The sequence below is a fragment of the Micromonospora sp. NPDC005299 genome, assembly GCF_042872345.1.
Lineage (GTDB): Bacteria > Actinomycetota > Actinomycetes > Mycobacteriales > Micromonosporaceae > Micromonospora.
Map to the genome: position 1 here is coordinate 1 of NZ_JBIAKG010000006.1, position 21,157 is coordinate 21,157.

General features: G+C 73.5%; 18 protein-coding genes. 2 read left to right on the forward strand and 16 right to left on the reverse strand.

All coding sequences use genetic code 11. The annotated features are described in order from the left end of the window. Positions 1-206 precede the first annotated feature (206 nt). The 4 genes from ACFYPD_RS18270 to ACFYPD_RS18285 all read right to left on the reverse strand — a co-directional run bounded on the left by ACFYPD_RS18270 (position 207) and on the right by ACFYPD_RS18285 (position 6,044). A complete protein-coding gene (locus tag ACFYPD_RS18270) occupies positions 207-1,469 on the reverse strand; it encodes a WD40/YVTN/BNR-like repeat-containing protein (protein ID WP_387114423.1) in 1,263 nt (420 codons plus the stop codon). Beyond that, positions 1,462-2,019 (reverse strand): RNA polymerase sigma factor, encoded by a 558-nt coding sequence (locus ACFYPD_RS18275; protein ID WP_387114426.1) that lies wholly within the window; start codon positions 2,017-2,019, stop codon positions 1,462-1,464. Before ACFYPD_RS18275 ends, ACFYPD_RS18270 begins: the two co-directional genes overlap by 8 nt. Before the next feature lie 83 nt (positions 2,020-2,102). Then, on the reverse strand, positions 2,103-4,235 hold the full coding sequence (helR, locus tag ACFYPD_RS18280) for an RNA polymerase recycling motor ATPase HelR (protein ID WP_387114429.1): 2,133 nt from the start codon (positions 4,233-4,235) through the stop codon (positions 2,103-2,105). A gap of 258 nt (positions 4,236-4,493) precedes the next feature. Continuing rightward, positions 4,494-6,044 (reverse strand): chitinase, encoded by a 1,551-nt coding sequence (locus tag ACFYPD_RS18285; RefSeq protein WP_387114432.1) that lies wholly within the window; start codon positions 6,042-6,044, stop codon positions 4,494-4,496. 158 nt (positions 6,045-6,202) lie between these two features. Between ACFYPD_RS18285 and ACFYPD_RS18290 the strand changes: the two genes are divergently transcribed. Beyond that, a complete protein-coding gene (locus tag ACFYPD_RS18290) occupies positions 6,203-6,493 on the forward strand; it encodes a GNAT family N-acetyltransferase (protein WP_387114435.1) in 291 nt (96 codons plus the stop codon). Positions 6,494-6,502: 9 nt separating this feature from the next. Here the strand turns inward: ACFYPD_RS18290 and ACFYPD_RS18295 are convergent, their stop codons facing one another. The 3 genes from ACFYPD_RS18295 to ACFYPD_RS18305 all read right to left on the reverse strand — a co-directional run bounded on the left by ACFYPD_RS18295 (position 6,503) and on the right by ACFYPD_RS18305 (position 8,629). Continuing rightward, a complete protein-coding gene (locus ACFYPD_RS18295) occupies positions 6,503-6,679 on the reverse strand; it encodes a hypothetical protein (RefSeq protein WP_387114438.1) in 177 nt (58 codons plus the stop codon). A 176-nt stretch (positions 6,680-6,855) separates the two neighbouring features. Beyond that, a complete protein-coding gene (locus ACFYPD_RS18300; protein ID WP_387114441.1) occupies positions 6,856-7,488 on the reverse strand; it encodes a TMEM175 family protein in 633 nt (210 codons plus the stop codon). Positions 7,489-7,666: 178 nt separating this feature from the next. Continuing rightward, entirely contained in the window at positions 7,667-8,629 is a 963-nt protein-coding gene (locus ACFYPD_RS18305; RefSeq protein ID WP_387114444.1) for a zinc metalloprotease, read from the reverse strand. A 257-nt stretch (positions 8,630-8,886) separates the two neighbouring features. Here ACFYPD_RS18305 and ACFYPD_RS18310 point away from each other — a divergent pair, with 257 nt between their 5' ends. Then, positions 8,887-9,822: a hypothetical protein gene (locus ACFYPD_RS18310; RefSeq protein WP_387114447.1), complete on the forward strand. Its 936-nt coding sequence runs from the start codon at positions 8,887-8,889 to the stop codon at positions 9,820-9,822. A gap of 24 nt (positions 9,823-9,846) precedes the next feature. Here ACFYPD_RS18310 and ACFYPD_RS18315 read toward each other — a convergent pair whose 3' ends face one another. The 9 genes from ACFYPD_RS18315 to ACFYPD_RS18355 all read right to left on the reverse strand — a co-directional run bounded on the left by ACFYPD_RS18315 (position 9,847) and on the right by ACFYPD_RS18355 (position 21,098). Next, entirely contained in the window at positions 9,847-12,594 is a 2,748-nt protein-coding gene (locus tag ACFYPD_RS18315) for a hypothetical protein (RefSeq protein ID WP_387114450.1), read from the reverse strand. Next, positions 12,594-13,739, reverse strand: coding sequence for a Gfo/Idh/MocA family protein (locus ACFYPD_RS18320; RefSeq protein WP_387114454.1), 1,146 nt, complete (start codon positions 13,737-13,739; stop codon positions 12,594-12,596). The genes ACFYPD_RS18315 and ACFYPD_RS18320 overlap by 1 nt, the downstream gene beginning before the upstream one ends. Continuing rightward, positions 13,736-14,647 (reverse strand): sugar phosphate isomerase/epimerase family protein, encoded by a 912-nt coding sequence (locus ACFYPD_RS18325; RefSeq protein WP_387114457.1) that lies wholly within the window; start codon positions 14,645-14,647, stop codon positions 13,736-13,738. The genes ACFYPD_RS18320 and ACFYPD_RS18325 overlap by 4 nt, the downstream gene beginning before the upstream one ends. Beyond that, positions 14,638-15,846, reverse strand: a complete 1,209-nt coding sequence (locus ACFYPD_RS18330; RefSeq protein ID WP_387114459.1) for a CehA/McbA family metallohydrolase — start codon at positions 15,844-15,846, stop codon at positions 14,638-14,640. Before ACFYPD_RS18330 ends, ACFYPD_RS18325 begins: the two co-directional genes overlap by 10 nt. 2 nt (positions 15,847-15,848) lie before the next feature. After that, entirely contained in the window at positions 15,849-17,018 is a 1,170-nt protein-coding gene (locus ACFYPD_RS18335; protein ID WP_387114462.1) for an ABC transporter ATP-binding protein, read from the reverse strand. Continuing rightward, positions 17,018-17,890, reverse strand: coding sequence for a carbohydrate ABC transporter permease (locus ACFYPD_RS18340; protein WP_387114466.1), 873 nt, complete (start codon positions 17,888-17,890; stop codon positions 17,018-17,020). The genes ACFYPD_RS18335 and ACFYPD_RS18340 overlap by 1 nt, the downstream gene beginning before the upstream one ends. Continuing rightward, positions 17,887-18,834: a sugar ABC transporter permease gene (locus ACFYPD_RS18345; protein WP_318298706.1), complete on the reverse strand. Its 948-nt coding sequence runs from the start codon at positions 18,832-18,834 to the stop codon at positions 17,887-17,889. Before ACFYPD_RS18345 ends, ACFYPD_RS18340 begins: the two co-directional genes overlap by 4 nt. After that, positions 18,809-20,206: an extracellular solute-binding protein gene (locus tag ACFYPD_RS18350; protein WP_387114469.1), complete on the reverse strand. Its 1,398-nt coding sequence runs from the start codon at positions 20,204-20,206 to the stop codon at positions 18,809-18,811. Before ACFYPD_RS18350 ends, ACFYPD_RS18345 begins: the two co-directional genes overlap by 26 nt. 154 nt (positions 20,207-20,360) lie before the next feature. After that, positions 20,361-21,098 carry a GntR family transcriptional regulator gene (locus ACFYPD_RS18355; protein WP_387114472.1) on the reverse strand — a complete coding sequence of 246 codons (738 nt, stop codon included), beginning with the start codon at positions 21,096-21,098 and terminating at the stop codon, positions 20,361-20,363. Between the last annotated feature and the right edge of the window lie 59 nt (positions 21,099-21,157).

Sequence of the window (21,157 nt, forward strand, 5' to 3'; positions counted from 1 at the left end):
ACGCCGGGCAGGTCACAGAAACGTACGTCGACGAACTTCACGTCCTCGTTGCTGAGGTATCGCAGGAGTTCCTCGGGATTGGCGAACACACGTCCCCCTGACACGTCTGACACGGCGGTTGAGCGCCCGGGATTACCCGTTCTGAGCCGGCGTACACCCGAATCGGATGCTCCCGGCGGCCGGCCCGCCAGGAGCACCCGGTCCGCTCAGGGCAGCTCGGGCGGGTCCAGCCACGTCCAGGTGACGCCGTCGGCGGAGAGCCAGGCGCCCTTGCTGTCCGGCCAGCCGGTCTGCACGTACCCGTCCGGCACCGGGCGGGGGTCGGCGCCGGGCTCCAGTGGCGCGGGGCGCAGCGTCGCGCCGGTGTCGGAGCTGGCGAACATCAGCGGGTTCTCCTGGGCCGAGACGCCGGCCTGGACGACCAGCACACCGTCGGGCCGCACCGCCGCGCGGATCGTGCGGTCGCCGACCGTGGCCGTCGCGGCGGTCCGCCTCCAGGTGCCTCCGCCGTCCGTGCTGCGCCAGACCACCAGGGCGCCGCGCACCCGGCCGAGCGCGTAGACGGTGCGGCCGTCCCGGGTGGCGACCGCCGGGCCGCCGACGTCGTCGGAGGCGCTGAGGTCGTCCGGGAACTCGTGCCGGGACCAGGTGCGACCGCCGTCGCGGCTCACCTCCACGGCGCCACCGGTGCCGACGATTCGGCCGTCGTGCTCGATGCGCTCACCGGTGAACCCGCTGACCCACAGACCGGCCGCGGCGGGCACGCTCTCGACCACCGCCGAATTGCGCAGGGCCGACCGCCGGGTGAGCTGCGCCAGGTCGCCGGTGGCCGGGTCGGCCGCGATGATCGGGTCGTTCGTGGGGCCGGGCTGCCGGCCGAGGACCCGCCAGCCGGTCGGTAGCGCGTCCACGGGCCGCACGGTCACCTCGCGCCAGGTGGTCCCGCCGTCGGCGCTGGCGATCCATCGCCCGGACCTGCTGTCCGGGGCAGACCGAGCCACGTAGTGGGCCACCACGGTGCGAGGTCCGGCCGCCCGCAGGTCCACCATGGCGTCGGCCGGCACGGGTAGCGGACCGGTGCGCCAGTGCCGGCCGCCGTCGTCGGTGCCCGCCCAGCGAGGGGGACAGTCGCGGCACTCGGTCCAGCGCAGGTAGACGTGGGTCAGGTCGCCGGCGGCGGGCCGACCGGTGGCGACCTGCGGGCCGGTGCCCGGGCTGGGCGTGCCACCCGGAGTGGGGATGAAGTCCGGCGTACGGTCGGTGCCGAATCGGGTCGCCGGCGGGCCGTCCTCGCCGGATCGGGCCGCCACGGCCACGCCTGAGCCGGCGAGCAGCGCCGCGGCGGTGGCGACGGTCAGGATCTGGCGCCGGCGACGGCGTCGGCGCGCCGCGGCGACGACCTGCTCGAAGTGCGGCTTGAACCCGGCCTGGGCGGCGGCGTTGAGGCTGGCGAAGTTCAGCTCAGGCATGGCGGGCCTTCCGGTCGGGGCGGGTCGGGACACCGTGCGAGGCGGCCGGCGCGGGCGCGGACGGGTCGTCCTCACCGAGCTGCTCGGCCAGCGCGCGGCGGGCCCGGACCAACCGGGTCTTCACCGCCTCCACCGAGCAGCCCATGGCGGTCGCCACCTCGGTGACGGGCAGGTCCGCGAGGTGGTGCAGCACCACGGTCTCCCGGGCCGCCCGCGGCAGCCGCTGCAACGCCGCCACCAGCGCGACGTGGTCCGGGGACAGCGCCGGTGCGCTCGGCTGCGCCGGGTCGAGGCGACCGGAGCGGACGAGACCGTGCAGCAGCACCCGCCGGCGGTGCCGGGACCGGGCGACATTCAACGCCACCGTCCGCAGCCAGGCCTCCGGGTTGGCCACCTCGCGGAACCGTCCCGGCCGGGCCAGCGCCCGGACGAACGCCTCCTGCACCACGTCCTGCGCCTCGGCGTAGTCGCCGGTCATTCCGTACACCTGCGCCACGAGGCGGGCCGCTGAGGTGGCGTACACCTGTCTGATCTGTTGCTGTGGCTCCACATCGTCCCCTCCCGTGCCGATCACTCCACCCGTACGACCGGCGAGCGGGCCGCGAGGTGACATCATCGTCGGGCGATCACCGATCAGGCGCTGGTGAGGACGACGAGCTGCTGGGTCGCCCGGGTCATGGCGACATAACGGTCCACCGCTCCTTCGATGCCGTCGCCGAACGCCTCGGGGTCGACGAGGACGACCAGGTCGAACTCGAGCCCCTTCGACAGCTCCGGGGTCAGCGACCGGACGCGGGAGGTAGCCCGGAACGAGGGGTCGCCGATGACGCAGGCGATCCCCTCGGCGTGCGCGGCGAGCCAGGTGTCGAGGATCGAGCCCAGATCAGAAGCAGATCCGTGTACGACGGGGACGCCGCTGCCGCGGATGGAGGTCGGCACGTTGGCGTCCGGGAGCACGGCCCGGATGACCGGCTCGGCTTCCGCCATAACCTCCTTCGGCGTCCGGTAGTTGATGCTCAGGGTGGCCAGGCTTATCCGGTCGAGCCCGATCCGTTCGAGCCGTTCCTGCCACGACTCCGTGAACCCGTGCCTGGCCTGGGCGCGGTCCCCGACGATGGTGAAGCTCCGGGACGGGCAGCGGAGCAGGAGCATCTGCCACTCCGCGTCGGTCAGTTCCTGCGCCTCGTCCACGACGATGTGCGCGAACGGGCCGGCGAGCAGGTCCGGATCGGCGCTGGGCAGTGCGGCCTCGTCGACCAGGGCATCCTGGAGATCCAGTTGACGCAGGCTCGACAGCACACCTTCACCGTCGTCATAGGCGTGGGCCTCGATCAGTTCGTCGACGACCGTGGCCATGCGCGCGCGTTCGACGGCGACGATGGCCTCCTGCCGACGCTTACGCCCGGACTCCTCCGGGTCGCCGAGCCGCTGCCGGGCCGCGTCCAGGAGCGGCAGGTCGGACACCGTCCAGGCCTGGGCGTCCGCACGCTGCAACGTCCGAACCTCGTCCGGGCTGAGCCACGGTGCGCACTTCCGCAGGTAGGCGGGGACCGACCACAGGTCTCCGACGAGGTCGGTCGCTTCGAGCAGCGGCCACGCCCGGTTGAAGGCCGCGTGCAGCTCCCTGTTCCGCAGCAGTGACCTGCGGAGCTGGTCAGCCGGTTCGTCGCCGTCGTGCTTGTCCACCAGGATCGTGAGCAGCTCCTCCCAGATCTGGTCGCGCGCCTCGTTGTGCGGTGTGCCGGGGTCCGGTGCCTCGAACGCCTCGGCCCAGTCGTCGGCGCTCAGCCGGATGTCGGACTCGTCGGTCGTGACGGTCATCCCCTTGGTCGGCGGCTCCTCGTAGAACCGGACGGCCGCCTCGATCGCCTTCACCAGGTCCGCGGAGGATTTCAGGAGCGCCACGGCCGGGTCGGTCTCGATGGTTGCCGCGGCGCCCGCGGGGACGAGGTCGCGCAGGGTGCAGGTCTGCACCTCCTCCTCGCCGAGGCTGGGAAGGACGTCGCCGACGTAGGCCAGGTAGGGCTGGTGCGGACCGACGAACAGCACGCCGCCCCGACGGTGACCGAGGCGAGGGTCGGCGTAGAGGAGGTAGGCGGTGCGGTGCAGGGCCACGACGGTCTTTCCGGTGCCCGGACCGCCGTCCACGACGAGCGCGCCGCGGGAGTCCGCGCGGATGATGGCGTCCTGGTCGGCCTGGATGGTGCCGAGCACATCCCGCATCCGGTTCGACCGGCTGCCGCCCAGGCTGGCGATGAAGGCGGACTGGTCGTCGAGCGCGGCGTGCCCTTCCAGCCCGTCCGGGGCGAACACCTCGTCCCAGTAGTCCGTGATCCGGCCGCGGGTCCAGCGATACCGGCGGCGGCTCGCCAGACCCATCGGGTTGGCGTGGGTCGCGCCGAAGAACGGCTCGGCCGCGGGGGAGCGCCAGTCGAGCAACAGCCGACGACCCTCGCTGTCCGTGAGGCCACGTCGTCCGATGTACACGGGCTCGACGTCGTCGGCGCCGACCATGCGTCCGAGGCACAGGTCCACACCGTAGCGACGCAGGGTGCGCAGCCGGGCGGTCAGCCGGCGGACCTCCTCGTCCCGGTCCGACGCCTGCCGGCCCTTGCCCCCGGGCGCTCTGCGCGCCGCATCGAGGCGGTCGGACAGGTCGGCGGACAACCGCTCGAGGCTCTCCGCCATGGCGGCGAAGTGCTCCTCGTCGCGGGCGATCAGCGTCGGGTCGGCCTTGGGCGAGAGACGGTCGGGAAGGTCGAACACGCTGCTGGTCAGGGGATTCAACGCACCATTTCCGATCTGGGGCCGCGGCGGCGCCGCCGGGTCACCGGCACCGTTCCGCCACCCCGTTTCCGCAGGTTGCTGGCTTAGGCCGGTGATTCTGCGGCACTACCGGGGTCTTGCCGCAAGCCCCCAGGTGCGATATACGTTGGAGGTGGAAGGGAGCAGGTGCTCCCTTTTTTCGTGTCGAGGCCGGCCGCCCCGGGCCCGGTCGGTGCGACCCGGGGCGCCGGCGCGCGGTCAGGGCAGCGCCCTCAGGAAGGGGCCGTGCTGGAGCCGGAACTCCCACCCGTAGTAGCGGTCCCAGTTGATCGACCACGTCATCAGGCCGCGGAAGCCCGGGTTGGTGCCGCTGCGCGGCGTGTAGCCGCCGCAGCTCTGGCCCCTGACCAGGCAGGTGACAGCCTGCTGCACCCCCGCCGGAGCGACGTAGCCGTTGCCGGCGCTGGTCGACGACGGCGCGCCGAAGGCGACCTGGTCCTCCCGTAGTGCCGGGAACACGGCGCTGGCGTTCCCGGCGACCGGGAAGCCGGCGAGCAGCATGTCGGTCATCGCGATGTGGAAGTCCGCGCCGCCCATGGTGTGGTACTGGTTGTCCAGCCCGACGATCGGGCCGGAGTTGTAGTCCTGCACGTGCAGCACGGTGAGGATGTCGCGCAGGGCGTGGATCACGGGCAGGTACGACCCGGCGCGGGGATCCTGCCCGCCCCACGGGCCCGACCCGTAGAACTGGTAGCCGAGCTGCACGAAGAACGTCTCCGGAGCCATCGTGAGGACGAAGCCGGCGCCGTAGCGCTGCTTGAGGGTCCGGATCGCCGCGATCAGGTTGACGACCACCGGAGTGGTGGGGTTGCGGAAGTCGGTGTCGCCGGGGTTCAGGTAGAGGGAGTGGCCCTCGAAGTCGATGTCCAGGCCGTCGAGGCCGTACCGGTCGATGATCGCGGACACCGACCGGACGAAGGTGTCCCGGGCGGCGCTCGTGGTGAGCTGCACCTGCCCGTTCTGGCCGCCGATGGACAGCAGCACCTTCTTGCCCTGCTGCTGCTTGGCCCGGATGGCCGCGGTGAACTCCGCCTCGCTCTCGACGGTGGGGCACTCGGCGACGGGGCAGAGCTGGAAGCGGATGTCGCCGGAGGTGACCGAGGTGGGCTCGCCGAAGGCCAGGTTGACGATGTCCCAGTCGGCGGGCACGTCGGCCATCCGCAGGTAGCCGGAGCCGTTGGCGAAGCTGGCGTGCAGGTAGCCGATCAGGGCGTGCTTCGGCAGCCCGCCGGCGGGCGGCGGGTTCGTCGGCGGTGGCGTGGTCGGCGGGGCCGTGGTGGGCGGAGCCGTGGCGGGCGGCGGGCTGGTCGTGGGCGGTGCCGTGGTCGTCGGCGGGGTGGTCGGGGTGCCACCGCCGCACGGGGCGCCGTTGAGGGTGCAGTCGGTGGGCGAGCCGGACCCGGTGGCGAGGAAGCCGAACGACACCGAGGCGCCGGGGGCGATGCCGCCGTTCCAGGACCGGTTCGTGAACGTGTGCCGCTGGCCCACGCTGCTGACCGTGGCGTCCCAGTACGAGCCCAGGGTGGTGCCTGCGGGCAGGGTGAAGGCGACCTGCCAGCCGGTGATGGTGCTGGCGCCGCCGTTGGTGATGGTGTATTTGCCCTCCCAACCGCTGCCCCAGTCGGAGGTCTTGACGAAGGTCGCGGTGGGGCCGGCGGCCAGGGCGGGGCCGGCGAGCGCCACGGTCGCGGCGGCGGTGGCGAGCGCCGCGAGAGCGGCCAGGAACGGGGTACGGGCGGTGCGGTGCATCCGGTCCTCCCGGTACGGGGGTGGGCCGTCGGACGTATCGACGGATGCACAATTATTAGGTTTGTTAACTGTAGCTGTCCAGGATCGGTCTGTCGCCGCGGTCACTATCAGCGGTGGACCCCATCGGGCCGTGGTTGGATGGCGGAATGGGTTTCACGGTGACTGACGTGCCCGAGCGGGACCGGTTCGAGGCGCGGGACGAGACGGGCGCGACGGCCGGCCTGGTCACCTACCAGCTGACCGGCAACATCATCGCCTACACCCACACCGAGGTCGCCCCGGAGTTCGAGGGGCGGGGCGTCGGCTCCCTCCTGGCCCGCGCGGTCATGGACGACGCGCGGGCCAACCGGCGGACCGTGGTGCCGATCTGCCCGTTCCTGAGCGGCTGGCTGGAGAAGCACCCCGAGTACGACGGCATCGTGGTCCGCTCGACCCGCAAGGTCAAATAGCGGACGGCCTCACTCCGCCGAACGGGTGAGGACCGGTGCCGCGCCGAGCGGCGGCGAGGAGACGGCCGTTTCGGTGCCGTCGCCGCCCCGGACCGGAAGGGCAACCGGCGGGGTGTCTCCCACGGCGTGCCGGCGCCCGGCGCGGACCACCGCTGCCGCCGCCACCACCGCCGTCAGTGTGATCATCGCTGCCTGCAGCAGCGACCGCCGCCTGCTCCGTCGACGCTTCATCTCGTTGCCTCCTGGCTCTCGCGTCCCGTCTCGTTGTCATGATGAAGGCGTCAAACCGGCCGCTCGGGACGTTTCGGAACTTCGACACCGCACGGGTGAGTCCGCCCGGCTGCCGTTCCGGCCACCCGCGGTCACACCGGATCGACCGGGCCACGGCCGGGCCCTATCCTGCCCGTCTCGCCCCGGATCGGCAGCCAGTAGAAGGGAATGAACGCGGCGATCACCGCGACGCCCAGAGCGGGAACGAGGGCACCCAGCAGCGTGCCGGCGGCGATCCAGGTGAGGGCGAGCCGGAAGCGCCGGCCGATGGCTCTGGCGCCGGCGACATCGATGGTGGTCACGAGCAGCCGGGGACGACGGCGTGCGTACGCCCAGATCACGTTGAACAGGATGGCCGCCAGTTCGAACGTGATGCCGTGGAGGACGACGGCGACGCGCTCGCCCTGCCCGTCGCGGAACGCCTGGGACAGCACCGAGGCGGCGAAGGGCAGGAAGGCGATGTCCATCAGCAGCACGGTGTTGAGGAACAGCACCGTCCGGTCGGCGGTCCGGATCTGGTCGAACATGACGTGGTGATTGGCCCACACCTGTCCGATCAACATGAAGGTGACGACATAGGCCAGGTAGGACGGCCATAGCGCGAGGAGGCCGTGCACCAGGTGCCGGCTGTCCTGCGGCGGACGGATCTCCAGGACGAGCAGCGTGACGGCGATGGCGATGACGGCATCGCTGAACGCGACGACCCGCGAGGGATCCCGCTCCACGCCGAACGGTGATGACCGTCCTGGCCCCCGAGCAGGTTCTGTCACCGTCCCAGCATCAGGCACCGACCGCCGCGCGACGCGGAGCCGAGCCGCATGTCGCGGCGCCGGAGGACGGCCGGGAGTGGGTGGGCGCTGACGGGCCGCTGGTTCGCGGCCCGTCAGCCCCGACTGGTGGTGGCTACTTGCCGCCGCCGGCCCGGAACGCCACCCAGGCGTCGCTCATCCGGTCCGCCTGTCCGGCGGTGAACATGTTCATGCAGGAGTCCTGCGTGTAGTCCATGAAGTTGTGGATCGGGTCCAGCCCGGGTGCGGTGCAGGTGTCCGCGCCCACCGGGCAGTTGAACTGCGGCGCGGCCTCCCGCGGGGTGTCCGCGACGAAGTCGCCGGAGGCGGAGCACCCGTGCGCGAAGGTGTGCTCCAGCATCAGCCAGTGCCCGACCTCGTGCGTCAGCGTGTCACCCAGGGCGTACTTGCCCGCCGTCCCGCCCGGCATCGACTCGTCGAGCATCACCACGCCGTCGATGTAGTCCCGGCCGTTGTTGTAGCCCTTGGGGAAGTACGCCCAGCCGAGGAGGCCGCCGCCGATGTTGGCCGCGTACACGTTCAAGGTGCGGGCGTCGCCCGTGTACAACGCCTTCTTCATGTCGCGCTCGTTCTTGCCGGGCACGACCGTGTACCAGTCGCTGTTCACCGTCCACGTCGTCCCGACCAGCGAGAACCGGAACGGGGTGTCGGAGGCGTCCGCCGCGGTGCGGCCGGCGTACGAATCGTTGAGCACCGTCATCTGCGCCGCGATCAGGGTCTTCCACCGGTTGGTCTCCGCCGCGCTGAGGGGGTGGTCGGAGACCATGTGGAAGACGGTGGGCACGGTGACGCTGCCGTTGGGCAGGCGCGGCGAATCCTTGATCACGCCGTAGGCGTTCGCCTCGTTCTTGGAGTACAGCTCGGGCTCCTGGGCGGTGGCGCCCCCGCTCACCCGCGCCGCGCTGTGCCCCTCGGCACCCGGCGCGCACGCCGTCACGCCCGCGGAGGCGGTCACGGACCCTGCCGTGCCCGCCGCCGCGGAGGCCCCGCCGGACGCCAGGAACGTCGCAGCGGTGGCGGTCAGGACCGCCAGTTGGAACGTGGATCTTCTGTGCATCGTTGCACCTTTCGCCGGGGGATGGCGTCACCGACCGGATGGACGAGCGCTGCCGCCGGCAGGTCGGTGACATCGTCGTTCCGTATGAGAACACGCCGTTGACCTGAGCAGAAGGCCCCAACCGGCAGCCTTTGCCAACTCCCCGACCCGACGGGCCGGCCGCACCGTGCCAGTGCGCCTCGCGCCCCGGAGGGTGACAGGCCGCCGCCGGCATGGGAACCTACCGATCGGTAACGTCCTCGGCGGAAGGCAGTGACATGGCGGACCTGACAGCGCTGGCGGATCCGGGCGGGCAGCAGCCGGCCGCGCTCGATCCCGCCGTCGTGCGCCGGGCGTGGCGGGTGACCGAGCCCCTGCACGCGATGATCTACTTCGTGCCCGAGGCGCACGAGCGGTACGCCGCCCTCGGCCTCCCCGCGCCGGCCGGCTACTTCGCCTCCCGCGCGGCCGCCCTGGGACCGGTCGGCCCCGGCCCGGTCGTGGCCAGCTTCTTCAACTTCAGCCCGGACCTCGTGGCCCGGGTGCTGCCGGCCGCCTGGGAGCGGGCGACACCGGCCGCCGTGCTGGCCGCCCGGCGGGACGCCGCCGACGCGGCCCTGACCCGGGCGCTCGGCGACGCGGTGCGGGCCCCGGAGCTGGTCGAGGCCGCCGAGCTGGCCCGGCGCGCCGCCGAATCCGCCACCGCCCACCCCGAGGGTCGGCCGCTGTTCGCCGCCCACGCCGCGCTGCCCTGGCCGGACCAGCCGCACCTGATCCTCTGGCAGGCCCAGACGCTCCTGCGGGAGTTCCGCGGCGACGGGCACGTGGCTGCCCTGGTGCTCGCCGGCCTGACCGGGCTGGAGGCGCTGGTGCTGCACGCCGCCTCCGGCGAGGTGGCGGTCCGCTTCCTGCGCCGCACCCGGGGCTGGACCGGCGAACAGTGGGCGGACGCGATCGAGCGGCTGCGTGGGCGCGGGCTGGTCGAGGGCGACGAGCCGGCCCTGACCGACAGCGGACGGGCGCAGCGCGCATGGATCGAGGCGGCCACCGACCGGCTCGCCACGCCCGCGTACGCGGTGCTCGGCGCCGACGGGTGCGCCCGCCTCGCCGAGCTGACCCGGCCGCTGAGCCGGGCCGTGGTCGACGCCGGACTGCTCGACGTCGACAACGCCGTGCCGCCGCGCGCCGACCGGGCGGCGCCCCGCGCAACGTGAGCCGCGCTGGGCCGTTGCCGACGGTCAGGTGAGGTCGAGCTGCACCGTGGCGATCTCCCAGGCCCGCAGGGGCAGCCGGACCATCCCGTCACCGTCGACGGCGAGCGGCTCGCCGGCCCGGCCGAGCAGGTCGGCCCGCCACGCCCCGCGGACCGTCGCGGCGCCGAGCACGGCGGTGGTGTCGACCGGGGTCTGCGCCACCAGCCGGACCTCGGTGCGGCCCGCCCGGTCCCGGACGCTGGTCACCGCGACGCCCGCACCGTCGACGGAGAGCCCGACCGTCGGCGCGGGCAGCGCGGTGGCCGGGTCGGCGGTGCCGGGGAACGCCAGCACCTCGTGCCGGTACGTCTCGGCCGCCGCCAGCACCCCCGCCTCGTGCCAGGCGCCCTGGTAGGGCAGCACCGCCAGCTCGACGGTGCGGGTGCCGCGGCACTGCGCCTCGGGCGTGGGCAACTGCGGGCCGGCGGGCTCGTCGCGCAGCGCGTGCCGGTTGCGCGACAGCATCCCGATCGACCGCAGCACGGTGACCGCCAGCTCGCGGCCGGCGTCGGTCAGCTCGTACTCGGTGGGCTGGGTGAGCAGCACGGCGAGCGCGCCGTGCGGCCCGCCGGCGGCGACGAACCCGTTGGCCGGGAAGGTGGGCAGCGGCACCTCGCCGCCACCGCCCTCGGCCGTCAGGCCGCGCGCCACGACGGCGAACTGGCCCTCGGCGTACGAGGTGTCGGCCGGCGACGGCAGCGGCAGGTGCAGCCGCACCCGGTGGTCGTCGCAGCGGTTGTCGAACTCGACGCGCAGCCGGACGAAGCCTTCGCCGCGGCGCAGCTCGACCCGGGTGGTGACGGTGATCGGCTCCCGGTCCACGGCGCGCGAGCCCGCGTCGACGTCCGCGGCCACCGGCCAGCGGTACTCGCGTACCACCTCCAGGACGGCCACCAGCGGTCCGTCGTGGCGCACCACGGTCCGCACCGCCCGCGGCTTGTCCACCAGTTCGTCGGCGGCCGGCGGGGCGTAGTTGTAGCTGTCGCCGACGTCGCCGCCGTCGACGATCCGGCCGACCCCGTCCACGGTCACCCCGTCCGGGGTGGACAGCGACAGGGTGCCGTCCTCGGCGACGTCGACCCGGAGCAGGCCGTTGTCGAGGCTGCGGCCGGCCACCGTGACCGGGTCGGACGCGGGCGTCGCGGTCGCCGGGAGCGGCGCCGGCCGGACCGCGGCGTGCCCCAGCGGTGGCACGTCGACCAGGGCGGCGACGGTGGCCCGGGGAGCGGCGAGGATCCGTACCCGCCACCGGTCGGGCTGCCCGGCGGCGGCGAGCGCCAGGCGGACGTCCTCCACGTCGAAGGCCGGGTCGCCGTGTCGCGCCACCTGGACGGTGAGGGTGGCGTCGTCGGGCGACACCGACCAGGCGGTCACCTCCTGGCCGTAGAGCTCCCGGCCGTGCACCCGGGTGAGCACGGCCGGCAGGTCGGCCGCCGGCACCACGTCGTCGGCGAGCAGCGTGCGGCCCCGGTCGAGGACCTGGGTTGCCACACTGTGGCCGGCCGCGTCGGCGAGCGCCACCGTGCTGTCGGCCGGTGCCTCCACATCCAGGCACACCAGGGCGGTACGCGCCGCCGGGGTGGGGTTGAACAGCAGGTAGCCGTCCCGGGGCACGGCGGCCGACAGCCGCGCGCCGACCAGGTCGCAGACCGCCCGGCCGAGCTGGTCGGCCTCGGCGAGCCGGGCGGCGACCTGTTCGGCGGTCTCGTCGCAGCCGCAGCCGGTCACCGAGTCGTGGCAGCTGGCGTCGATCAGCCGGGTCCAGGCCATGTCGAGGAAGCGCTGGACGGACCCGTCGTGGGTGAGCGCGGCGAGCGGTTCGGCGTACCGTTCGACGCGCCGCTCGGCGCGGTTCATCGCCTGCTTCAGGTGCGCGCGGACGGAGATGACGCCGGGCAGGATGTTGGCCCGGGCGTGCGAGCGCAGCTCGCCGCGGACCACGGGCAGGCCGTCGACCGTGGCCGGTTGCGTGGCGAAGTATTCGGCGAGGGTGCCCAGCCGCAACCGGGTGCCGTCCACGTCGGCGGTGGCCAGCAGGTCGGGGGCGTCCGGCGCCGGGGCGGCATGGTCGGTGCCGTACATGGCCAGGACCGGGGTGTCGTCGCCGGCGGGCCGCCACGCGGCGAGCCGGTCGGCGAGGTCGCCGGCGCGGCGGGTGACCTGCGCGGCGTCGTCCATCAGTCCGGCCGCGTTGCCGTAGCCGCCGGGCAGGTACTGGGCCCGGAGCGTGGTGCCGTCGGGCGCCTGCCAGGCGAACGCGTGACGGTGCACCCGCTCGGGCACGCCCCGGAACACGCAGGCGTGCGCCAGCCCGGCGCCGGCCAGGATCTGCGGCATCTGGGCGATGTGGCCGAACATGTCGGGCAGGTAGCCGACCGGCATGGCGCCGCCCAGGTCGGCGCTGCGGGCCAGGCCGCGTTCCAGGTTGCGGACGATGTTCTCCCCGGAGCAGAGGAACTCGTCGAGCAGGATCTGCCACGGGCCCACCGACAGGCGGCCGGCGCGGACCAGCTCGATCACCTGCTCCCGCCGCTCCGGGCGGACCTCCAGGTAGTCGTCGACCGCGGCGAGCTGCCCGTCCAGGGTGAACCGCTGCCGCGGGTCGCGCTCCATCCGGTCGAACACGTCGTCCAGCAGCGCCACCAGCCGCAGCCGGAACCGCTGGAACGGCTCGTACCACTCCCGGTCCCAGTGCGTGTGTGGCACCACGATGATCTCGGTCGGTCGCGTCATCAGCTCGCCGCCTCTCCGCCGATCGCCGCCCCGGTCAGCTCACCGTAGCGGCGTACCACCTGCTGGCTGGTCCGCACGTCGGCCGCGCCCTCGGCGATTCCGGTCAGCGGCGCGGCGCCCGCGGTGACCATCGCGTGGAACGCCACCAGTTCCTGCTCGAACGCCTCGGTCACCGACCGGTACGCGGCCCGCCGCTCGCCGCCGCCGTGCTCGTCCACCACGGTCAGCGTGGTCGGCGCGTTGAGCAGGTACGGCGAGGGGAACACCAGCTCCAGCGAGCCTCGGGCGTGGTGCACGGTGACCGTCTCCCGGTAGGCGGGGTAGTCCGGCAGGTTGAGCCACCGGATGCCGTAGCGGGCGCCGCCCGGCAGCCGCCCGCTGATCTCCACCGACGGCTCGGTCGGGCCGTCCGGGGTGAGCGGCCAGGTGGCGACCTGCTCCACGGTGGCCGGCGCCCCGCTGAACAGCCGCAGCAGGGACAGGTCGTGCGAGATGCTGTTGATCAGGATCTGGTAGAGGGTGCGGGCGCCCGGGTCGGCGCCGACGGCGGCGTCGAGCAGCGCCCGGTCGACGGCGGAGAGCCGGGCCAGCTCCTCGGCCGGCACGTCGCCGGCGGCCGGGGGCAGGTTGGCGAAGCGCAGCTGCCGGTCGCCGCCGGCGTGCAGCACGGTCACCTCCACGGCGTGCACCCGCTCCGCGCCGCCGAGGTCCGCGAGCAGCCGCGCGGCCTCGGCCACCGCCGGGTCGTACTGCTTCATGTAGCCGACCATCAGCGCCGGGCTGCCGGCGCCCAGCTCGGCCAGCCGGGCCGTCTCGGAGAGGGTGTAGGCCAGCGGCTTCTCGCACAGCACGGGCAGGCCGGCGCGCAGCGCCAGCGCGGCCAGGTCGCCGTGCGAGCCGGAGGTGGCCAGCAGCACCGCGTCGCAGCCGCCGTCGGTGACCATCCGGGCCGCGTCGGTGTAGCGGCGGGCGGGCTCGACGCCGTACCGCTCACCCAGCTCGCTCAGCCGGGACGGGGACAGGTCGGCCAGCGCGACGATCTCGAACAGGTCGGCGCGGCGTTGCAGCAGCGGCAGGTGCACGGTGCGGGCGATGATCCCCAGCCCGGCCACCGCGATCCGGATCCGCTTGCCGGGCTCGGTCATCGCAGCGCCTCCTCGAGCCACCGCCGGTTGGCGTGCTGGTCGGCGCGGATCCGGTCGAGGTCCCGGCCGTCCTCGGGGGCGTCCTGTTCGACCACCAGCCAGCCGGTGTAGCCGGTGTCGTCGAGCGCGGCGAACACCCCGGCGAGGTCGACGTCGCCGCGGCCCAGGGCGCAGAAGCCGCCGGCCGCGACCACGTCCATCAGGCCGCCGCCGGCCGCCCGGGTCCGGGCATGGGCGGCGAGGTCGGCGTCCTTCAGGTGCACCTGGCCGATCCGGCCGGCCCAGCGGCGCGCGGCGGCCACCGGGTCGCCCCCGGCCAGCGCCAGGTGCCCGGTGTCCAGGCAGATGGCGATGTCGGTCAGGTCGAGCAGCCGGTCGGCCTCCGCCTCGGTCTCCACGTCGGTGCCGAGGTGGTAGTGGAACACCGGCTCCAGGCCGCGGTCGCGGCACCGGTCGGCGGCCTGCTGCACCCGCGCGGCGAAGTCCGGCCAGGCCGCGGCGGGCAGCGCCGACGCCAGGTCGGTCGGGACGCCCGGCCGGGCCATCCGGCCCGGGTTGCCAGGGCAGGCCAGGGTCGGCCGGGGCGCGAACCGGGGGTCGTCGACCGGCGCGGCGGTGAACACGTCGAGCGCGGCGTCGAGCTGGGTCAGGTCCTCGGCGAAGCCGGCCGGGTCGGCGAAGCGCAGGTCGACCCAGCCGCCGGCCAGCCCGATGCCGGCCGTGGCCAGCCGGCGCGCCAGGGTCTCGCCGGTGCCGAGGTAGCCGATCGGGCCGGAGTCCACCCCGGTGTAGCCGTCGCGGGCCAGGGCCGCGAGCAGGTCCTCGGGGCCGACGGGCGCGCCGGTGGGCTGGTAGATGCCGTAGTTGACGGGGGCGCCGGCCACCCGCGTGCGTGCGGTCAGCTGCACAGTGCGATCACCTCCATGCGGTGGGACTCCAGGACGTGCAGCCCGTCGCCGGCCGGCAGCAGGCACCGGTCGCCGCGGACCACCCGGTGCCGCCCGTCCGGGTCGGCCAGCAGCGCGCCGTCGGCGTCGAGCGCCAGCAGCTCGTCACCGAGGCGCAGCAGCAGCGGCCCGTCGGGGTCGGCCGAGACGGCGGTACGGCCGCCGCGCAGCGCGTCCAGCACGGCGTCGCCGGGTGCGCGGTCGGGGTCGGCGAGCACCCAGGTGGTGGGGGAGCCGGGCGGCGCGTCGTCGCCGGGGCGGTGGAAGTCGCTGCCGCCCACCGCCACGACGTCCGACCGCCAGGCCCGCGCCCACGCGAGGGGGGCGCCCCAGGTGCGGTCCCACCAGCCGGAGTGCCACACCTCGACCAGCGGGGTGCGGTCGGCCAGCGGCTGGCGCCAGGCGCAGTCGCCGCCGAGGGGGTGGTTGACCGACATGAGCCCGCCGTCGCGCCGGGCGGCGGCGAGCCACTCGTCCGGCGGGCGGCGGAAGTCGACCCAGCCCACCGGCCCGAACACGTTGGCGTGCCCCCGGTCGGTGGTCACCTCCTGGCCGGGCAGCAGGGTGATGCCGTAGTGGGCGGAGGCGGCCGGCAGCCACGGGTGGTGGCTGACGGTGTTGTGGTCGGTGACGGCGAGGAAGTCCAGGCCCCGGGCGGCGGCGAGCGCGGCCAGCTCGTCGATGGTCTGGCTGCCGTCGCTGTGCACGGTGTGCGCGTGTAGGTCACCGGCGAGCCAGCGCCGGCCGTCGACGGCGGGCAGCTCGCGGCGGGGCGGGCGGTCGGGGCGCGGTGGCGCCGCCGGTGGGGGTGGCGCGGGCGGCGGTGCGGTGCTGGTGGTGGCGGTGACCTCGTAGTCCAGCCCGTCGGGTGGGATGCGGTGCAACCGCAGCAGCACCTGCCACTCGCCGGGTTCCAGCTCGCCCGGCAGGTAGCCGGGGGTGGCCCAGTCGGCGGCCACCGTGTAGCCGTCGCGGGCGCCGCCCGACCAGCCGCGGAAGCCGTCCGGCCCGATGCAGCCCAGGTCGAGCACCCCGGCCTCGCGGGAATAGTCCAGCCGGACGGTGAGCGCGGCGGTGCCCGGTGCGACGGTGACCGGCAGGGCCCGCAGCACGTCGTCGGCCCGGTCCTGGAGGGTCCACCTGCCGCGGTGCACGACCATGGTCAGCTCCGGACGGCCGCGTCGGAGCGGGGGGCCGGCACGCCGGCCGTGGCGGTGGCGGTGGCGGTCACCAGGTTCCCGTCGCGGTAGAGCAGGGACCGGCCGGGGCGGGGCACCGCCCAGCCGGTGTCGCCCGGTTCGGGCTCGCCGCCCTCGGGCACCACGACCTGCACGCTGGTCCGGCCCGCGCCGCCGGCCTCCTCGCCCGCGTCGGTGTCGTCGGTGGGGACGTCCAGGGAGACCAGGGAGACGCTGCCCAGGTTCTCCACGACGACCACCTCGCCGGTCAGCGCGCCGGGGACCGCGGTGGGGGAGTAGTCGAGGTATTCGGGGCGGATCCCGTAGACCAGCCGCTCGCCGTCGGTGACCTGGCCGCGGGCGTCGTCGGGCAGCGGCAGCCGGGCCCGGGCCACGGCCAGCTCGTCGCCGTGCACCCGCGCGTCGATCAGGTTCATCGGGGTGGAGCCGATGAAGCCGGCGACGAAGGTGTTGGCGGGGCGGCGGAACACCTCGGTGGGGGTGCCGACCTGGCGGATCCGGCCGCCCTCCATCACCGCGATCCGGTCGGCCAGGGCGAGCGCCTCGGCCTGGTCGTGGGTCACGAAGACGGTGGTGACGCCGAGCTCCCGCTGCAGGCGCTTGAGGAAGGTCCGGGCCTCCAGCCGCAGCCGGGCGTCGAGGTTGGACAGCGGCTCGTCGAGCAGGAACACCTGCGGGTGGCAGGCCATCGCCCGGGCCAGGGCGACGCGTTGCTGCTGGCCGCCGGAGAGCTGCCCCGGACGGCGTTCGAGCAGCCCGGACAGGCCGAGCTCGTCGGCGGTGTCGGCGGCCTTGCTGCCCCGGCTGCGCCGGTCGACCTTCTTGATCCGCAGCGGGTAGGCGATGTTGTCCCGCACGGTCATGTGCGGGAAGAGGGCGTAGTCCTGGAAGACCATGGCCACGTCCCGCTTGCCCGGCGGCAGGTTGGTGACGTCGCGCTCGCCGATTTGCACGCCGCCGCCGGAGGCGACCTCCAGCCCGGCAATGGTGCGCAGCAGGGTGGTCTTGCCGCAGCCGGACGGGCCGAGCAGGGCGAAGAACTCGCCGTCGGCGATCTCCAGGTCGAGGGCGTCCAGGGCGCGTACCCCGCCGGGGTAGACCTTGGTCAGCTCGCGCATGGTGATGGCGGACATCAGCGCTTGATCCCTCCGTGGAAGCGGAACCCGTACCGGCTGCTGACGAAGACGAACATGAGCGCCACCGGCAGCGAGTAGAGGAGCGAGAAGGTGGAGAGCAGCCGCAGGTCGGCCTGCCCGCCCTCGGTGTAGAGCGTGTACATGATCACCGCGGCGGGGGCCTTGTCCGGCCCGCGCAGCAGCAGGAACGGCACCAGGAAGTTGCCCCAGACGTTGGCCACCGCCCACACCCCGACGGTGGCCAGGCCGGGGCGGACCAGCGGCACCACGATGTGCCACATGATCTGCAACGGGCCGGCGCCGAAGACCCGGGCCGACTCCTCGTAGGACGTCGGGGTGGAGTCCATGAAGTCCTTGAGGATGAAGATGGCCGCCGGCAGCAGCCCGCCGCTGAGGATCAGGATGACGCCCAGCCGGGAGTCGATCAGGTTGAGCCGGAAGGCCAGCTCGAACAGCGGCACCATGGTGGCGGTGCCGGTGACGATCGACGACAGCAGCAGCAGCCCGTAGAGCAGCGCGTCGCGGCCGGGCACCCGGACCCGGCTCAGCGCGTACGCGGCGAGCGCCGCGAAGGTCACCACCAGCGCCGCGGTGCCGACGGCCAGGTAGACCGAGTTGAGCAGCGAACTCAGCGCGTACGGGTTGTCGAGCAGCGCGCGGAAGTTGTCCAGGGTGAACCGTGGCAGCGAGGCGGTGACGGTCGGGGTGTCGTCGAACGGGGCGGTGGCCAGCCACAGCAGCGGCAGCGCGAAGAAGCCCAGCACGGCGCAGAGGAACGTGTAGCGGCCGATCTGGGCGAGCAGGTGGCGTACGGCGACGGTGGGCCGGGTCGACTCGGTGGTGGGCGCGGGCGCGGTATCGGTGGTCACGCCGCCTCCTTCCGCCGGCCCAGCATGCGCAGGTAGACCAGCGCGATGACCAGGTTGATCAGCAGCATGATGAACGAGATGGCGGCCCCGAAGCCGAGTTCACCGCCGGAGAGCGCCACCTTGTAGACGTAGACCGGCAGGATCTCGGAGCGCTGCTCGGGCCCGCCGGCGGTGATCAGGAACGGCGCGAAGTCGTTGAACGTCCAGAGGCTGATCAGCAGCAGGTTGGTCAGCACGTGCCCGCGGATGCGGGGGAAGACCACGTCGCGCAGCTGCTGCCAGGTCGAGGCGCCGGCCAGCCGGGCGGTCTCCAGGTGCGAGCGGGGGACGTTCTCCAGGGCGGCGGCGTAGAGCATCATCGAGAATGCCGTGCCGCGCCAGGTGTTGAAGACGATGATCGACAGCATCGGGTGGTCCAGCAGCCACGCCGTCCCCGGAATGCCGAGCAGCGCGTTGAGCGTGCCGGCGTCCCGGTCGAGCAGGGCGATCCACAGGAAGGCGACCACCGAGCTGGGCAGGATCCAGGAGAGCAGGACGAACCCCTCGACCACGCGGCGCAGCGGGCCGCGGCGGTCGCGCAGCGCGAACGCGATGGCGAAGCCGAGCCCGGCCTGGCCGATGACCGCCGAACCGAGGACGAACTGCAGGGTCAGCAGCAGGGAGGTGCGGAACCGCTCGTCGCCGAGCGCCTGGGTGTAGTTGTCCAGGCCGACGACCTCGGGATGGGCGGCGGCCAGGCCGGTCAGCCGGTAGTTGGTCACGCCCAGGTAGATCGTCCAGGCCGCCGGCACCACCAGGAAGACCAGGATGAGCACCATGGCCGGGACGAGGAATCCGGTGGCCCGGGCCCGGCCGAGCCCGGCGGCGTCGGGGGCCGGGGAGGCGCCCGTGACCGGGCGCGCTCCCTCGACCACCTCGTCAGGAGGTGACGTTACCTGGACCACCGACGTACCCTTCGACCTTCTTCTGGTACGCGGCGGCCGCCTCGTCGGCGCTCTTGCCCGACGTGGCCGCGGCGGTCGCCTCCTGCAGCGCCACCGACACCTGCGGGTACACCGCCAGCGGTGGCCGGTACGCGGTCACCGGCAGCACCTTCTCGGTGATGAAGCTCAGCATCGGGTCGCCCGCGAGGACCTCCTTGTTGACGTCCTGCCGCGCGGTGATGCGCGCCTCGCCGGCGAGTTCGGCCTTGACCGCCTCCGCGGAGTGCATGAACGACAGCAGCTCCCACGCCTGGGAGGGGAACTTCGAGTTGGGGTTGAGCGTCCGCACACCGCCACCGGACATGCTGACGAAGTCCTGGCCGCGGATGCCGGCGCCGGGCTGCTTGGCGGGGATCATCGCGTAGCCGACGGCGGTGTCCCGGTCGGCCATCTTGGCGATGCCGGTGGTCGGGTTGATGACGCTGCGCCAGAAGTAGTCGCCCTCGGCGAGGATGCCGATCTTGCCGGCGGCGAACTCGGCGAACGACTTGTCGCGCCCCTTGGCCTCCTGCTGGAGCTTCGGGTCGCCCAGACCGCCACCGTAGACCTTGGTGTAGAAGTCGAGCATGTCCTTGACCGGCTGGCTGGCCCCGGCCCACTTGCCGTCCTTGTAGATCTCGCCGCCCGCGCCGACCAGCAGCGGCAGCGCGCCCTGCATGGAGGTGGCCTCGCCCATCGCGGTGCCGGCGTTGATCTGGATCGGGGTCACCCCGGGCAGCGCCTTCAGCTTGGCGCCGGCGTCGAGGATCTCCTGCCAGCTCTTGGGCTGCCAGTCGGCGGGCAGGCCGGCCCGGGCGAAGAGCTTCTTGTTGTAGTAGAGGACCCGGCCGTCGGTGCCGAGCGGGATGGCGTAGCGCTTGTTCTCGAACGAGCCGAGGCCCTGCACGGTCTCCGGGATCTGGGACCAGCCCTCCCAGGAGTCGACCTGGTCCCCGGCCACCTCGGACAGCGGCTTCAGGTAACCGGCCTGGACGAACTCGCCGACCCAGATGCCGTCCACGGCGATCACGTCGGCGCCGCCCTTGGAGCGCAGGTCCAGGGCCAGCTTGGTCTTGTACTGCTCGTCGTCGACGCCGCTGGGCACGAACGTCACCTTGGCGGTGACACCCTTGGCCTTCTGCGCTTCGACGAACTTGGGGATGACCCATTTCTCGATCCACTCCGCGCCGGCGGAGTTCTTGCCGCCGACGATGGAGTTGGCGGAGATGGTGAGGGTGATGTTCTTGGCGTCCTTACCGGCGGGCTCGTCCGAGCCGCCGCAGGCCGTGGCGGCGAGGGCGACGGCGGTGAACGCGGCGAGCACGCCGGCGGCGCGTCTCGACTTGGCTGACATGGGCTGTTTCCCTTCGCAAGGAGGAACTTCGAAGAGACTCGCGGGGTCGCCCCACCGGCCGCACGTCCGCCGCCGGCGGTGCTTGCGGCCACAATGTCATGACAGCCTGACGACGTAAATACCTGTCACTGAAATGAGCGCGAAACATCCACCGTCACCGCTCGGCGACGGTCACCTCGAGGGAGTAGCGGCTGGCCCGGTAGATGTGCGCGCCGTGCTCGACGTAGCGGCCCTGGTCGTCGTAGGCCGTGCGGGTCATGGTGAGCAGCGGCGCGCCGCGCCGCTCGCCGAGCATCTGCGCCTCGGCGGCGGTGGCGGCCCGCGCCCCGATCCGCTGCTGGGCGCCGCGGATCCGCCGCCCGCCGGCACGCAGGATCGCGTAGAGGCCGTCGGCCTGCAGGGCCGCCATGGTGAGCCGCGGCAGGTCGACCGGGAGCCAGTTCTCCATCAGGGCGAGCGGTTCCCCATCGGAGAACCGCAGCCGGCGCAGGTGCTGCACCTCGCCGCCGGGTGCCACGCCGAGCGCCGCGGCGACTGCCGGCGGGCAGGCCACGGTGGCCAGCTCCAGCACCGAGGTCGACGGCCGCTGGCCGGCCCGGACCAGGTCGTCGTGCAGGCTGGTCAGCTCGACGGCCCGCCGGACCTCACCCCGCACCACCTGGGTGCCCACACCCCGCCGGCGGACAATCAGTCCCTTGTCGACCAGGTGCTGGATGGCCTGCCGCACGGTGGGCCGGGACAGCCCCAGCCGGTCGGCCAGTTGCAACTCGCTGTCCAGGCGGTCCCCCGGGGCCAGCTCACCGCGCTGGATCGCCGCGGCGAACTGCTGCGCGACCTGGAAGTAGAGCGGGACCGGGCTGCTGCGGTCGACCGCGATCTCGGGGCCGGTCACGGAAACCTCCTCGCTGCGGCTGCGCGGGATCGGGCGTGCTGATGCGCGCCACTGTACCG